Annotated in this window: 14 protein-coding genes and 1 pseudogene; 10 read left to right on the forward strand and 5 right to left on the reverse strand. The window is 64.9% G+C overall.

The window, feature by feature from the left end; translation table 11 throughout:
- Positions 1-26 precede the first annotated feature (26 nt).
- From FHU31_RS09950 to FHU31_RS09980, 7 genes and pseudogenes are all read left to right on the forward strand, one after another.
- Positions 27-2,432, forward strand: coding sequence for an AAA family ATPase (locus tag FHU31_RS09950; protein WP_263988149.1), 2,406 nt, complete (start codon positions 27-29; stop codon positions 2,430-2,432).
- A gap of 71 nt (positions 2,433-2,503) precedes the next feature.
- A complete protein-coding gene (locus FHU31_RS09955; RefSeq protein ID WP_234901177.1) occupies positions 2,504-2,770 on the forward strand; it encodes a hypothetical protein in 267 nt (88 codons plus the stop codon).
- 231 nt (positions 2,771-3,001) lie between these two features.
- Positions 3,002-3,709 (forward strand): PDDEXK family nuclease, encoded by a 708-nt coding sequence (locus FHU31_RS09960; RefSeq protein WP_167157869.1) that lies wholly within the window; start codon positions 3,002-3,004, stop codon positions 3,707-3,709.
- Between the two features lie 181 nt (positions 3,710-3,890).
- Positions 3,891-5,000: pseudogene (locus FHU31_RS09965) on the forward strand (IS3 family transposase).
- Between the two features lie 192 nt (positions 5,001-5,192).
- A complete protein-coding gene (locus FHU31_RS32165) occupies positions 5,193-5,483 on the forward strand; it encodes an ANTAR domain-containing protein (protein ID WP_409371256.1) in 291 nt (96 codons plus the stop codon).
- Positions 5,425-6,372 carry an NAD(P)-dependent oxidoreductase gene (locus FHU31_RS09975; protein ID WP_263988150.1) on the forward strand — a complete coding sequence of 316 codons (948 nt, stop codon included), beginning with the start codon at positions 5,425-5,427 and terminating at the stop codon, positions 6,370-6,372. Before FHU31_RS32165 ends, FHU31_RS09975 begins: the two co-directional genes overlap by 59 nt.
- A 232-nt stretch (positions 6,373-6,604) precedes the next feature.
- Positions 6,605-7,660, forward strand: coding sequence for a DUF7159 family protein (locus FHU31_RS09980; protein WP_167157876.1), 1,056 nt, complete (start codon positions 6,605-6,607; stop codon positions 7,658-7,660).
- A gap of 3 nt (positions 7,661-7,663) precedes the next feature.
- Here FHU31_RS09980 and FHU31_RS09985 read toward each other — a convergent pair whose 3' ends face one another.
- The 5 genes from FHU31_RS09985 to FHU31_RS10005 all read right to left on the reverse strand — a co-directional run bounded on the left by FHU31_RS09985 (position 7,664) and on the right by FHU31_RS10005 (position 11,740).
- Positions 7,664-8,620, reverse strand: coding sequence for a DMT family transporter (locus FHU31_RS09985; RefSeq protein WP_167157878.1), 957 nt, complete (start codon positions 8,618-8,620; stop codon positions 7,664-7,666).
- 137 nt (positions 8,621-8,757) lie between these two features.
- The gene (locus tag FHU31_RS09990) at positions 8,758-9,279 is read right to left on the reverse strand and encodes a hypothetical protein (RefSeq protein ID WP_167154301.1); all 522 of its coding nucleotides are present in this window, start codon (positions 9,277-9,279) and stop codon (positions 8,758-8,760) included.
- Positions 9,280-9,283: 4 nt separating this feature from the next.
- On the reverse strand, positions 9,284-9,802 hold the full coding sequence (locus FHU31_RS09995) for a hypothetical protein (protein WP_167154304.1): 519 nt from the start codon (positions 9,800-9,802) through the stop codon (positions 9,284-9,286).
- A gap of 42 nt (positions 9,803-9,844) precedes the next feature.
- Positions 9,845-11,431 carry a DUF4185 domain-containing protein gene (locus tag FHU31_RS32020; protein ID WP_167157880.1) on the reverse strand — a complete coding sequence of 529 codons (1,587 nt, stop codon included), beginning with the start codon at positions 11,429-11,431 and terminating at the stop codon, positions 9,845-9,847.
- A 3-nt stretch (positions 11,432-11,434) separates the two neighbouring features.
- Positions 11,435-11,740, reverse strand: coding sequence for a WXG100 family type VII secretion target (locus tag FHU31_RS10005; RefSeq protein ID WP_167157882.1), 306 nt, complete (start codon positions 11,738-11,740; stop codon positions 11,435-11,437).
- A 96-nt stretch (positions 11,741-11,836) separates the two neighbouring features.
- On the opposite strand from FHU31_RS10005, the gene FHU31_RS10010 reads away from it, so the two are divergent.
- The 3 genes from FHU31_RS10010 to FHU31_RS10020 all read left to right on the forward strand — a co-directional run bounded on the left by FHU31_RS10010 (position 11,837) and on the right by FHU31_RS10020 (position 14,188).
- The gene (locus FHU31_RS10010) at positions 11,837-12,748 is read left to right on the forward strand and encodes a haloalkane dehalogenase (RefSeq protein ID WP_167157884.1); all 912 of its coding nucleotides are present in this window, start codon (positions 11,837-11,839) and stop codon (positions 12,746-12,748) included.
- Positions 12,745-13,572, forward strand: coding sequence for an SDR family NAD(P)-dependent oxidoreductase (locus FHU31_RS10015; RefSeq protein ID WP_167157886.1), 828 nt, complete (start codon positions 12,745-12,747; stop codon positions 13,570-13,572). Before FHU31_RS10010 ends, FHU31_RS10015 begins: the two co-directional genes overlap by 4 nt.
- A gap of 277 nt (positions 13,573-13,849) precedes the next feature.
- Complete coding sequence (locus tag FHU31_RS10020) at positions 13,850-14,188, forward strand: hypothetical protein (RefSeq protein ID WP_139169877.1); 339 nt, start codon at positions 13,850-13,852, stop codon at positions 14,186-14,188.
- Positions 14,189-14,234 lie beyond the last annotated feature (46 nt).

Below are 14,234 nucleotides of genomic sequence, written 5' to 3' on the forward strand. Positions count from 1 at the left end.
TGGTAAATCACGTGGTGGTAAGAAGCGTGCGTGGGCCCGAAGTAGATGCTGAGCAGTCCGTTCAGGACGCCATCCTGCAACTGTTGGATGCCGACGACGAGCTCGACGCGGCGGCGCGAGAAGTTGTACTCAGCGCCCTCGCTGACGTCGTCGACGAGACCGACAGCGCAGCAGAAACCGACTGGTCACCGACCTACCTGACCGACATCGCCGTCACTGGATTCCGTGGCATCGGCCGGACGGCCAAGCTCGAGCTGCACCCTGCGCCGGGACTGACGGTGATCAGCGGCCGGAACGGTTCCGGCAAGTCCAGTTTCGCGGAGGCCGTCGAGCTCGCCCTCACCGGCACCAGCTACCGCTGGCTTGGCAAGCAGGCACTCTGGTCGGAAGCCTGGCGCAACCTGCACAAGCCACATCCGTGTTCCCTACGCGTCGGATTCGCCCGCGAGGGTAGTGGTCCGGTGAAGGTCGGTGTGGACTGGGAGGTAGGCGCGGAGCTCGCCGATCGCAAGCTGTGGACGCAACGTGAAGGCAGGGAGTGCACCCCAGGACTCGACAGTCTCGGCTGGACGCACCCCCTGGAGCTGTACCGCCCCGTTCTCACCTACGAGGAGCTCGGCCGCCTCTTCGACGGCGGACCATCGGCTTTGTATGACGCATTGGCTAAATTGCTCGGACTGGAAGTTCTTTCCGCTGTCGAGAAGAGACTGTCCGAAAATCTCAAGGATGCGAAATCAGTGCGGGACGCAGCCGACTCAACACGCAAGCGGGCCATCGCAGCACTGTCGGATTCCGCCGATCAACGGGCCGAGAAGCTCGTGAAACTTCTGAAGAAGCATGTCCGGCCACTCGACGAGATCGTCGCGATAGTGACTGGCGCGGACCAAACCGCAGAGGATGCCGTCGGCGCGCTTCGGGCACTCAGCGCAATGGAAGTGCCGACTCCCAATGATCTTGAATCATCGGCTACCCGATTGCGAGGAGCCGTCGAGGAGCACCATCGCCACGAACTCGACATGGTGGCGCTGGCATCGGAACGAGTTGACTTGCTGCACCGGGCTCTAAACTTCCATTCGCGCGTAGGCGACGTCGATTGCCCAGTGTGTGGAGAAGGCTGGCTGGATGCGGGTTGGGCCGAGCAGGCGCAGACCGCAGTTTTAGACGGCGAAGCAACAGCGGCCGAATACCGTGCAGCCGCAGCCGAGCTGAAGAGCGCGAGGGCTGCTGCAGACGCGTTGATGGCGCAACTACAGCCCGCGGGTGCCCTCCGGGGCGTTGACCTGCCGACCCTGCCGACCTACAACGAAGCAGCCGAGCGGGCCCGTGTAGCGCCTGATGACCACGTCGCGTGTGCGGATCATCTGGAGTCCGTAGTGCTTGACGCACTCGGTGCTGCCGAAGCGCTACGTAGCGAGGCGGCTGCGGCACTGGCAAGTCGTGAGGATGCCTGGGGTCCAGTGGCGGCGCAGGTCGCGGCGTGGGTCGCGGACGAGCACCGCGCGCAGCAACTGGACGTACAGTACAAAGCGACCAACGCGGCGAAGAACTGGGCTATTAAACAAGGGAAGGACTTTCGCAATCTGCGACTCGAACCGATCGCTGCTCAAGCACGCCAGATCTGGAGCGAACTGCGACTGGAAAGCAATGTCGACCTCGGTGACATCAGCCTGACTGGTACGGCAACGAAACGTAAGGCCATCCTCGGCGGATCGGTTGACGGCGAGCCGACGCAGGCGCTTTCGGTGATGAGCCAGGGTGAACAGAACGCTGTCGCCCTGGCGTTGTTCCTGCCCCGCGCGACCTCGGTGAAGAGCCCGTTCAGATTTGTGGTGCTCGATGATCCGATCCAAGCGATGGACCCGTCCAAGATTGACGGCTTCGTGCGGGTGCTCACAGATATCGCACGAACGCACCAGATTATCGTCTTCTCCCACGACGACAGGCTGGCGTCCGTCATCCGGGAGACCGGCATCGACGCGCGGCTCATCGAAGTGATGCGGGAATCAGGGTCCAAGGTCAGGGTGCGACCCAACGTGGATCCCGCACGAAGGTTGATCTCTGATGCGTTCGCGATGATTCAAGACGACCGCCTCGCTGATGAGGTCAAGGGCCGAGTTGCGCCCAATCTGTTCCGGATGGCTCTGGAATCGGCTGCCAAACAAGCTCATTACGCGAGGCAGTCCGCAGCGGGCAAGTCTCGAACGGCGGCAGAGGAGCAGTGGCAGGCTGCAAAGACAACCAGACAGTGCCTAGCCCTGGCTGTTCTGGGCGACGGAAAGGCGGACGTCACCGGCTGGCTGGAAGCTCGACGGGGTCGAAAGAACGTGCTGGATATCGGAAATGCCGGCGCGCACGGGCGGGTTGGAAAGCTGTCGAAGCTAGACGTGCGGGATCTCGAGGAAGCGGTCCGGGACCTCTTGGGATCCCGATGAGTGCACTTGAGCTGTTGGGACAGGCCCAACGCATCATAAATGAGTCGCGAGCTGACGGTCTGTCCTCACGCATGGCTGCGTTTCTGGCGCGTCAGGCGCTTGAAGAGATTGTCGACCAACGCTGCATGAGTGTCGGCGCACCCGCTCAGTGGGCCAGTGCTCGCAGCAAGTTGGTGGTGTTGCGGTCACTGGATAGCGAGGAGGCCGCTGACGCCGCAGCGAGGGCCTGGAGCCGGCTCAGTGCGGCGTGCCACGTGCACGCGTTTGAGTTGCACCCGTCGGCTGCGGAGATTGAGTATCTGTGCGGCGTCGTCGCGTCGCTCGTCCCCGTTCGCTGAACCCTTTCGCCGCTTCTCGGTCTGCCCATACCTACACGCGTACCTGCGAACGCTGGCACGGCCGTCCTTGGCTCGGTAGCCCAAGCCCTAGGCAACTGTCCCGGTGCTGCGACCTTCGTGGCGGATGTGAATTGACCTGATCTCGACGGCAACCGTGATAGGAACAATCGTGCAGTCCCGCGTACAGACGTTGGGTGCAATTGTAGGCCGTGGTAGGGCAAAGGGGAGTGCATGCCTGCAAAACTCACGCGGGATCAGCGTACTGATCGGCTCATCGCGAAGACCCGACTGCGTGTGGAACAAACTTCACCGGATGCAAGGCTGCTGAGACATATGCCTAGCAGCACGTTGGGAGTCCTCATTCGCGAATGCGGGTACGCGAGGACCTCTGCGAAGCTGCTTAGCGACCTCTGCGACAGACTACGAGAGGTCGGCGTCGAGTTCAGCCCCGAACTGACTGATCCGTTCAATACCCCGAAAACGCGGATCTACTTCTTCGATGCAGAACGAAATATGAAGGGGCTTCAGCCAACTCGGGAGCTGTTCAAGCAGGAAGCAGAGCTGTCACGGTTCCTGTGGCTGAATAAGAAGTTCCTCGCGAACGCGACCAAGAATTTGCGGCTTACGGACCTTGAGAAGCGTCTCGCACCGGGCGCAACGATTGACCTCCTTGCTATCGATACGAAGACGCGCGAGCTGGTTGGCATCGAACTGAAGGCAGAAGAGCCGGACCAGGGGATTGTGGCGCAGGCGGCGAAGTATATGAAGGGGCTGAAGTCACTAGCTGAAAGTGAAGGGCTCAAAGGTGCGCGCCTGATGATCGTCACGGGTCAGCCTGACGAGGAGTTGCAAGAGAATGTGCAGGCGCACGCGGAGAGAATCGGGGTCAGAACTGATTGGTTTCTCTACCGCGTGAAGTTCGAGCTGAAGCAGGCGTAGCACGCTCTCGGGACTTAGCCACGATCCGTGGATCAACTTCGTTGAGGTGTATGGGGAGTTAATGGTGGCATCTTGGAGTCACGGGCAGCGTGTAGCCGCTGTGGCCTGACCCCGATCGGTTGATCCATGGCTTATGAGAGTCTTGCGGCCCACGTTGTGGGCAGGAAGGCTCGACAAGATAATGGCGACGAGGAAACGGCACAGTCCGGAGCAGATTGTGCGCAAGCTGATGGCTGCTGACCGGCTGTTGGCCGAGGGCAAGGACACCGCGGCGGTCTGCCGCGAACTGGGTGTGTCCGAGGCCACCTATCACCGGTGGCGCAACCAGTTCGGCAGCCTGAAGGCCGAGGACGCCAAACGGCTCAAGGACCTCGAACGCGAGAACGCCGCCCTCAAACGGCTGTTGGCCGACGCGGAGCTGGAGAAGGACGCGCTGCGGGAGATCGCCAAGGGAAACTTCTAGGCCCGGAACGCCGGCGGGCCGCCGTTCGTCACCTCCAGCGCGTGCTGGGGGTCAGCGAGCGGTTCGCTTGCCGCGTCACCGGGCAACACCCAACGCCACGAACCCACGTCGGCGACACCAGAGGATCCCGACGCCGCCTTACGGGACTGGCTGCGCAGCTACGCCAAGAAACACCCCCGACGGGGATTCCGGCCGGCCTACCACGACGCCCGCGGTGAAGGCTGGGTCATCAATCACAAGAAGATCCAACGGCTTTGGCGGGAGGAAGGGCTAAGGGTTCCGCAGCGGCGCAAACGAAAGCGGCACGGCACATCCACCGCCGCGCCGGAGGTCGTCGCCGATGCACCCGATCGGGTGTGGGCAGTGGACTTCCAGTTCGACGTGACCACCGACAGGCGGCCGATCAAGATCGTGTCGATCATCGACGAGCACACCCGCGAATGCCTCGGCGGCATGGTCGAGCGCAGCATCACCGGCGATCACCTCATCGACGAGCTCGACCGCGTGGCGGCCGAACGTGGGACCTATCCCGCGGTGCTTCGGTGCGACAACGGGCCCGAATTAGCTTGTGGTGCAATGGCTGACTTGGCCGATGGCCAAGTCGGGTTGCACTTCATCCCACCCGGCGAACCCTGGCGAAACGGTTACGTCGAATCGTTCAACTCCCGCATCCGCGACGAATGCCTCAACATCAACAGATTCTGGTCGCTGGCCCAGGCCCGCGTGGTCATCGGCGACTGGAAGCACGGCTACAACCACCACCGCCGACACTCATCGCTGGGCTACCTACCCCCAGCCCGCTATGCTGCCGCCTGTACCCACCGATGAACGACTTTCGTTCGCCGTGGACCAGTTCACGGGGTCCGGTCAACACCACACAAGCCCTGCCCCCGCGGAGGGGACTGCCCAGGACTAAACCCCTGCTGTTTGGGGTATCAGCCTTTCGTCGAAACTGCACCTGTCGATCGCGCGGACGCAGAAACGGCACTCTCGTTCGAAGGACCTGAAGGAGTTGTGACGATGTTTGGTGGAGCAGCCGGACCCGGATCGGTCGTCGGATCAGACGAGCAGCGATTGCTCGCGGCGGCGGAGGGTGTGTTGATGGCACTTCGCCGATGCACTCCGCAAGCTGCGGTGGACGAACTGCGTGGGGCTGCGCACCGGCATGGTGTTCCGCTATCGACGATCGCGCTGGCATTGGTCGATCTGGCTTCCTGTCGGCCGATAGAGGGCACGCCGGGCCCGGCTCATATTGCCGCGCAAGAGGAATGGGGTTCATTGCTCGGCAGCTCCGAGGCGGCCGCTGCCTAGGCTGCGCGCGGCCCGTCGGCTCCCGGGCAGAATGAACGCCATGAGAGTCGCGGTTCTGGGTACGGGTGCCATGGGCGCCGGCATGGCGCAGTCGTTACTGCGTGAGGGAATCGAGGTGGCGGTCTGGAACCGCACGCCCGAGCGGGCGCGGCCGCTGGCCGCCGACGGCGCCGAGGTAGCCTCCGATCCGGCCGATGCCGTCAGAGGTGCCGACGTCGTGGTGGCGATGCTCTTCGATGCGGCAGCGACGCTCGAGGTGATGACCACGGTGCTGCCTGCTTTGGAGGCCGACGCGGTGTTCGTCCAGTGCGCGACCGTCGGCACCGATGCCGCCGAGCAGACCGCGGCCCTTGCCGCTCAGCACGAGGTGGCGTTCCTGGATTGTCCGGTGCTGGGCACCAAAGTGCCTGCCGAGCAAGGCAACCTCGTGATGCTGGCCTCCGGCGACCCCGGTCTGCGTGAACGGGTGCAGCCGGCGTTCGACGCCATGGGGAGCAAGACGATCTGGGTAGGTGACGAGCCGGGCTTGGGGTCTCAGCTCAAGCTCGTCTGCAACGCCTGGATCAGCGCCCTGGCCGCCGCCATTGGCCAGTCATTCGCCCTGGCCAAGAGCTTGGGCTTGGATCAGCGACTCATCTTGGAAGCGTTCGATGGGTCCGCCGCGGGCTCGCCATACCTGCAGTTGAAGGGCAAGGCGATCATCGAATCGTCCTATGCGCCGCAGTTCAGTGTCGACGGTGTCCGCAAGGACACCGGACTGATCCGTGACGCGATTGCGGCAGCGGGGCTGTCGACCGCCTTGGTGGACGGGGTCCGCGCCGCGTTCGACGCCGCCAGCGAAGCCGGCCACGGCGGCGAGGACATGGCCGCGGTGTATTTCGGCTTCTGAATCCGGGCGCAGACTCGCTCGGTTGGCGACTGGACGGGGCGTGTTCTGGGCTGGAGACCGACGTCTACCTGGCGCAACTCGCCCAAACTGACCAGGGCAGCCACCCACTTTTGATGCGGGTGTTCGCCATGTCGCGGTGCTCATCACGCAGCCCGAGCCCTGAGCAGGTGCGTGGTGGTCGGTCACAAATGGGTAACCTCATCCCTGAAGTCGACGGATCAGGGGGAAGTCCATGAGCCTCGTACTGGGCCTTTCGGTGACGACGAGGGATATACGCGGCGAGCTGGTTGACGGCGCCACCGGTGAGGGAGACCACCTGGACCGGGCGGTGCTCGACGCCGCAGGCATCCAGGACTACCTGGCCACACTGCCCGCCGATGAGGAGCTTGCCGCCGTCGGGCTGACCTGGACGCCGGACGCCGAGTCGGACGCGATCAAGGTGCGCGAGGCGCTCGATGTCTACGGCGGGGGAGCACCCGTGGTGGCCATCCGGGAAGTCGAAGCCACCGAAGCCCTCGCCCGCGGCATCGCCGAGATGACGGGGCATGACTTCCTGGTCGTGTGCATCGTCGAACCGGATGCGGCGGTGGTCGCGACCGTCGACGGTTACCACGTGGCGGTGGAACAGATCGACCGCATGGATGCCGCCACGCTGATCGAGCGGGTGTGCGCGGTGGTGCGCAGTGCGCGCCCCAGCCCGGACGCCGTGTTCGTCCTCGGCTCGGAAGACTCTGAGGAACTCGTCGAAGCCCTGCAGGAGGAGACTGACCGTCCCGTCGTCACCGCAACCGAGGCGGACTTCGCGATGACGCGTGGCGCGGCGCTGGCGTCGGCATTGTTGGCCAGCCAGCCCGCGACTGAGCCCGCCGAGCCGCGGTTCTCCCGGGTTCAGCTGCTGGCCTCGGCACTGGGTGTGGCGAGCGTGGCGTTCGTGACGTCGGTGTCGGTGGTGCTTGCCTCGCATGGTTTGCCCCAGGTGAGCGAGACAGAGCCCGAGTCGGTCGCCGCTTCGGCACCCCTCGCCCGTCCGGCACCTCCGCCACCAAGCGCGGACGCCGTCCGGGCCATGGCCCGCAAGCCTTTCGCCCTCATGAACGTGCCCGCCCCGCAGGCGCCGGCACCGGCCCCTGCCGCACCGCCGCCCGCTCCGGAGCCCGCCGCGCCGGCCAACGTCGCACCCGTGCTGCCGCCGGCCTACCTGCCGCAGCCGGCAGCCCCGCCCCCGCAGCCACCCCGGCTGCGTGACCGGATTCTGGACAAGATCCCGATCATCGGTAGGTTCCGCTAGGGCTCAGGTCTCCGGGAGCGGAGACTCGCCAGCTCCGAGCCCGTTCAACGGATGCTGCGCGGCGGCGCTCGGCTCCTTGCTCCGGTCGGCGACGAAGGGCACGGCACCGCAGGCGATCAAGATGACCGCCACACCGATCCACTGGACTGGGTCCAGGCGCTCGCCCAAAAGTGTTGCTGCCAAGGTGATCCCGATGACGGGTTCGAGAGCGCCGAGCAGGCTCAGGGGCACCGAGCCCAGCGTGCGGACGGCAAAGAGGGCGCCACCGGTGCCGATGGGCATCAACACCACACCCTGGATGGCGGCCACCGTCCATACGCCGGCCGGCACGGAGAAATGCTCGTCGGAGACGACGGCGAAGAGTCCGGTGGTCACCGTCGAGCCGATCGTGACCAAGGCGGCGGTGGCCACGGTGCCGACTTGGCGCACCCACCGCTCGCTCAGGACGAGATACCCGGCATAGCCCGCCGCACTGAGCAAGGTGAGGACCACCGCCGCAACGGACACCGCGCCCGATCCGGCGCCACCGACCATCACCAACCCAGCGATCGCCACGCAGGCCAGCAGGATCAGCAACTTGGGTACCGGGGCCCGGTCGCGCAGCCACACCAGGGCGATCACCATGAGCGGGCAGACGTTCACCACGATGACCGGTATCTGCGCACCGCCGTGTTCGACGGCCATGAAGAACGCGAGCACCTGCGCCCCGAACAGCGGACCGCAGAACGCGAGCATGCACAGCACCGGTCGCCACGGCAGTCGCCGAGCCCGGCCGCTCAGCAGCCACAGCGCGGCGATGACGGCCGTACCGAGGATGCCGCGGATGGTGAGCAGCACCGCGGGACTGGCGCCGACGTTGTAGGCGAACACGGCCGCCACCGGCATCGAGCCGTATGCGAGCGCTGACGCCGCACCGGCAACCCAGCCACGCCGAGCTGAGTGCTCGAGATCCTGCCCCACCGCTGCCTTCCCGTTGCACGTGTCGCATCGAGCCGACGTCGTTGTACGGGCTGATCTTGCGCACGCAAAGACTACTGCCCGGCGGGACGGGGCAAGATCGGGCGTCGAGATCGCGCCTGAAGCGGCGTTTAGTGCCGTCAGACTTTCGGCAGCCAACCGGACCAGGCGGGGGACAGGATGAAGCCGCGACCCTGTGCGTCCTTGCAGGCGGTGGTGCCCTTGTCGTCGACGCCGCAGGTCATGCTGTTGAAGGTGATCGAGTGAAACGGCGGGAGCACTTTGAGAGGATGGCCTCGAAGCGTGCCGTTCACGGCGACCGGATTACCTGTCTTCTTCAATTTCGTCAGCGTGCCAATCCAATTGGCGCCATTGAGTCCTCGGGCGGGATCCGTCTTGACTGGTGGCACACCCGGAAAGTTGTTCCCTGTGCATTGGGCTTGCTCGATCATGAAGTCGCAGGAAATGCCGTCCGGTGTGAGGAAAGCAATGGTGCTGGCGGTGAATCCCGGTGTCGACGTGTCGATGGCGTAGTCGGCGAAGTCGACCGGTGTATAGCGGCTGAGATCAGGGAACGTCGGTGTGTCGGCGTGCGCTTCGGGAGAATGCGCTCCAACGAGCAGTGCTGCCGCGGCCAGTGCAGACATCGAGCGGATCGTCATACTGCTAGACCTTTGGCAGCCAGCCCGATCCCTGAGGGGATAGAACGAACCCACGTCCCCTCGAGTCTTTACAGGCAGTGGTTCCTTTGTCATCGACACCGCAGAGGGCGCCGAAGGCGGAGATTGAGTGAAGCGGCGGCAGCGTCTTGATGGTTTGCCCATTCAGCGGGTTCGGTACGGCACCTTCATTGGTCTGTTTCAAACCGGAGGCTGTGCCAATCCAGTTGACTCGGTTGAAATTTCTCGAAGGGTCGGAGACCGCCGGAGGTATCGCGGGGAGATTGTTGCCGCTGCACTGGGCTTGAACTGCTGTGATATTGCAGATCACACCGTCCGGGGTGGCGAAGTAGATCTCCGAGCTGGGCATGCCGGGCGTTGTGGTGTCGATTGCATAATCCAATATGTCGACGGGGGCATAGGCGGTCATGTCGGGGAAGCGGGGAGTGTCTGCCAGTGCGGTGCATACGCTGAGTGCGACCAACCCGGTGGTGGCGGCGGCAACAGCGAGGGCTTTGGCGATCATGTCTGTCCTATCGGTGCGGATGGCGTATGCGTTAACAGCCCATCAACGGTTCGGATTCACCTGAAACTGCTCCACGACGTACGGATTGCCGGTGCTGGTGTTCCACTGACTGACCAGAATGCCCATGTTGTTCAGGGTTGAACCCGGCAGAATGTAGCCGCCGTAGTTCTGCGGGTATTGCCCGGGAACCGGCTGATTCCACAGACCGCCAGCGGCGACGACCGTGGGCTCGGCAGTGTTGAAGATCTCCGTCGGCATACCGCTGCCAACGCGCACCTCCGTTGCCCCGGTGGTGGAGTTGAAACCGGAGAGTACCGGCCGGCCGTCGATTTCACGCATGCTCAATTCGCCGAACACGCCCCGGCTGATGGGAATGGCAGAATCTCCCTGTCCACCGAAGCTCTGCCCGTTCCACGGCTCCCAGGCATCACGATTGAAAATCTGATTGGGGTCGACGCGATACATGGTGACGGGTTGGTGGCGGTCGAAGCCGTCAGCGGCGATATACACCTTCCCGTCACTACCTTGGTAGCCGCTGATCTGAGTAGGGGCGGAGTTCGGGTTGCTAATTAGAGGGGGCTCGAATGGGCGTTTGGCAAGGGGGTTCTCGACCGGATCCCATGGCTTGTAGCTGTCCTTCACCACGGTCCACCCCTTCGACGGATCATTGGTCACCTTCACCAACCACGACCCACCTTTGGGCGCCAGTCCCTCGGCGGTGTTGGTGCCGACCACCATCATGTAGGTGTCCTTACCGACGGTGATACTGCCCGCCGGCAAGGAGTTGTTGGCGCCCGCCTGCACCGCTTCGGGAGGCAGTGGGAACAGCACGTTTTTCCCGTCCGGCCCGGTCAACGGCGTGCCGAAGTGCGCTTTCCCTTGCGAATCGAAACTGACTGGCACGGCCACGGACGGGTAGTGCGTGCCCTCGCCCTGCTTGCCGCCCGAATACGAGTCACCCAGAATCGCCACCTTCGACCCGTCCGGCAAGGTGATCACCTCACCGAGGTCGGCCGCATTGATCCCGTCGATCGGCGCGCCGGTGCCCGCCACCGGGCCCATGTTCCGGGACTCGCCCGGCTGCAGCGGGCCCAGATCCGGCGTCGTCATCGGAGACGGTGCCGGCTCCGGCAGCCCCGACGCCTTCGCGATCGCCTTGGCCAGCTCGTCATCGATCCGGTCGCCCTCGATGATCGCGTCGGCGATCCGGGCCTTTAGGTCGGCGATCTTCTCGGACACCTTGGTCTGCGTCTCTGCGTCCATGTAGTTGTAGCTGTCCGGTGGGCTCACCTCATTCGTCGCGGGGTCCACCTTCACCGCCGGCGCCTCGGCCGCGTAGTTGAGGATGTCCTTGACCTTGTTGGCCAGCGTGTCGGCCTCCTGATGTGCGGTGTCGATCAGGGTCGCGGCCGCTTTGATCCGTTCGGCCTGTTTGTCGTGATCACCGGCGGTCGAGAACACCGCTTGGCGCGCGGTATCGCCGGACCCGCCGTCCCAATCCGCCGCCTGCATCGCCGACCGCAGAAAATCGGCGGAGTCGGCGTGATTGGTCGCCACGTCATGCGCGGCCTTACCCAGGTCGCCGATCTCGGGCGGCCAGTTCAACAGTTCCTGCAGGGTGAGGGCCACGAGCTACAGGTCGCGCCCGGCGGCCTCGATCTCGTCCGCAGCGCCATCGTCGGTCTTTGTGTACGCCGCGGCCGCCGCCCGGTGCCCGTCCGCGTGCTTGACGTGATGAGCCGCGAACTGGCTGGCCGAGGTCTGCCATTCACTGAGCATCGCCGGCAGCGCCGCGGCGGCCTTGCCGGCTCCGAGCGCCACCGAATCTGCCCGCGACTGCGCCTGCGTGTGCGCCGTCGTGAATGACTCGGCGTGACTGCTCAACGCCTCCGCGGTCACCTGCAACTGGGCCGGATCGACCCGCAACGACTTCCCCATGAGAACTACCCCCTCGACCACAACGCGGACGTTTCTCGATTCTAAGCTCGCACCGAACCGGCCCAGTACGCGAAAACCGGGCGGTACCGTCGACCGATGGAGATCTTGCGTACCCCCGATGAGCGTTTCGCCAACCTTCCCGGCTACAACTTCGAGCCGCATTACGTCGAGGTCAGCAGCGCCGACGGCACGCCGATACGCGTGCATTACATCGACGAGGGCGCACCCGACGCACCCGTGGTCCTGCTGCTGCACGGTGAACCCAGCTGGTCCTACCTCTATCGGCATATGGTGCCGGTCCTGGTGAGCGCGGGTCTGCGCGCCGTCGCGATCGACCTGGTCGGCTTCGGGCGCAGCGATAAGCCTGCGCATCGGACCGACTACACCTATCAAGCCCATGTGGACTGGGTACGCGACGCGATTGCCGCGATCGGCCTGGCCGATATCACCCTGGTGTGCCAGGACTGGGGCGGACTCATCGGACTGCGCCTGGTCGGGGAGCACCCTGAGCTGTTCCGTCGCGTGGTCGCGGCCAACACCTTCCTGCCGACCGGCGACCGTCCGCCGGGCAAGGCGTTCCTGGCCTGGCAGCAGTTCAGCCAGCAGACACCGGTGTTCGACGCGGGCGCCATCGTCAACGGCGGCTGCACCACCTCGTTGCCCGACGACGTCGTCGCCGCTTACAACGCGCCGTTCCCCGACGAGACGTTCAAGGAAGGCGCTCGGCAGTTCCCGACGCTAGTGCCGACCAGCCCGGACGACCCGGCCACCCCCGCCAACCGCGCCGCGTGGGAGTCCTTGGGGCGCTTCGAGAAACCGTTCCTGTGTGCGTTCTCCGATTCCGATCCGATCACCAAGGGCGGCGACCGGGTACTGGCCGCGCACGTCCCCGGAGCCAAGGACCACGAACCCGTCACCATCGCCGACGGCGGTCACTTCCTGCAGGAGGACAAGGGCGCTGAGCTCGCGGCGGTCGTGGTCTCGTTCATCCAGCGCACTTCGCAATGAGGATCGTCGCCGTCACCGGCGGCGGTCGCGGCATCGGCGCTGCCACGGCCCGAGCCTTCGCTGCGCGCGGCGACCGGGTGGCCATCGGCGATATCGACGCCACCGCGGCCACGGCTTTGGCCGATCAGCTGCCCGGCGCGATCGGTGTGCAGCTCGACGTCACCGACGCCGCGTCCTACCAACGGTTCCTCGATGACATCGAGAACCGCCTTGGCGCACTGGATGTACTGGTCGCCAATGCTGGGGTGATGTGGGTCGGCCCGTTCGACCAGGAACCCGAGGCCGCGATGCGACGCCAGATCGCCGTCAACCTCGAGGGCGTCATCACCGGGTTCAAGCTGGCGACACCGGCGATGCGCCAACGCGGATCGGGACACGTCGTCGTGGTGGCGTCGGCGGCCAGCAAGCTCGCACCGGCGGGGGAGGCCACCTACGCGGCGACCAAGCACGCGGTCTACGGCTACTGCACCGCGGTACGGGAGGAACTGCGGGGCAGCGGTGTCGACGTCAGTGTGTTGATGCCGACCGTGGTGGCCACCGAGCTTGCGGCCGGCACCTCCAGCGGCAAGGTCGCGCTCCTGACACCCGAGCAGGTCGCCGCCGGGGTACTCGCACTCGTCGACGGGCGGCAGCCTGAACTGTTTCTGCCGCGCAAGGCCGGTCTGGCGGCATTGGCAATGGCTGTGACACCGCCCCGGCTGCGTGGCGCCCTGCAGCGGTTGCTCGTGCCCAATCAGGTCGTGCTCGGACGTCCCGAACAGCGTCGCGACTACGAGACGCGGACCCTGGACAAGCCTGCACCGGAAGACGGATCCGTCAGCTGAACGAGCGCTGAGTGCGGTGAGCGACTGGTTACCCCAGGTCATCGCGATCTTCCAGCGAATTGCCAGCTGGCAGATGGCTTTTCGTGACAGCACTGCGACCTCTGGTTATCACTTGTACAAGCAATCCTGACCGTGCGCATAGCCTCTACTTAAGGTCGATAGCAAAACTAACATTCAGACGTCCTCCGCCGAATCGGGACTCCGGCACGGGTACCACGCGGTTGCGATCCCAGTAACCGCGGTTCCCACGACGTCAGGTGTGAAAGGAATCATCGACATGAAGTTTGCGAAAGTCATTTCCACAGTGGGGATTACCGGCGCGCTCGCGATGGGTGTCGGTGCCGGTGTCGCCAATGCCGACCCTGGCTGGGGTCCGCACGGGCCTGGTTGGAACAACGGCCCGGGCTGGAACCGCGGACCCGGACCGGCTGACTGGCATCACCCCGAATGGGCCGGTTGGAACGACGGATACCCGGCACCGGGCTGGCGGCCGCCGGAGGGCTGGGAGCCCCCCGGCGACTGGAACAACCCCGGCGGATGGGCGCCGCCGGCCGATTTCCACATGAGATGTGGTGGCCCGCTGTGGAATCTGTTCCACCCGATCCCGTGCTGGTGATCTAAGCCTGCTCCCTGTTCTGCCGCTCGCCGCGTGGCGGGCGGCA

Source organism: Mycolicibacterium fluoranthenivorans, assembly GCF_011758805.1.
Taxonomy (GTDB): Bacteria; Actinomycetota; Actinomycetes; order Mycobacteriales; family Mycobacteriaceae; genus Mycobacterium; species Mycobacterium fluoranthenivorans.

Bases quoted from the DNA above. Each gene is read 5' to 3' on its own strand.
- FHU31_RS09955 (WP_234901177.1), top strand. From the start codon at position 2,504: ATGGCTGCGTTTCTGGCGCGTCAGGCGCTTGAAGAGATTGTCGACCAA.
- FHU31_RS09960 (WP_167157869.1), top strand. From the start codon at position 3,002: ATGCCTGCAAAACTCACGCGGGATCAGCGTACTGATCGGCTCATCGCG.
- FHU31_RS32165 (WP_409371256.1), top strand. From the start codon at position 5,193: ATGTTTGGTGGAGCAGCCGGACCCGGATCGGTCGTCGGATCAGACGAG.
- FHU31_RS09980 (WP_167157876.1), top strand. From the start codon at position 6,605: ATGAGCCTCGTACTGGGCCTTTCGGTGACGACGAGGGATATACGCGGC.
- FHU31_RS09990 (WP_167154301.1), bottom strand. From the start codon at position 9,279: ATGACGATCCGCTCGATGTCTGCACTGGCCGCGGCAGCACTGCTCGTT.
- FHU31_RS09995 (WP_167154304.1), bottom strand. From the start codon at position 9,802: ATGATCGCCAAAGCCCTCGCTGTTGCCGCCGCCACCACCGGGTTGGTC.
- FHU31_RS10005 (WP_167157882.1), bottom strand. From the start codon at position 11,740: ATGGGGAAGTCGTTGCGGGTCGATCCGGCCCAGTTGCAGGTGACCGCG.
- FHU31_RS10010 (WP_167157884.1), top strand. From the start codon at position 11,837: ATGGAGATCTTGCGTACCCCCGATGAGCGTTTCGCCAACCTTCCCGGC.
- FHU31_RS10015 (WP_167157886.1), top strand. From the start codon at position 12,745: ATGAGGATCGTCGCCGTCACCGGCGGCGGTCGCGGCATCGGCGCTGCC.
- FHU31_RS10020 (WP_139169877.1), top strand. From the start codon at position 13,850: ATGAAGTTTGCGAAAGTCATTTCCACAGTGGGGATTACCGGCGCGCTC.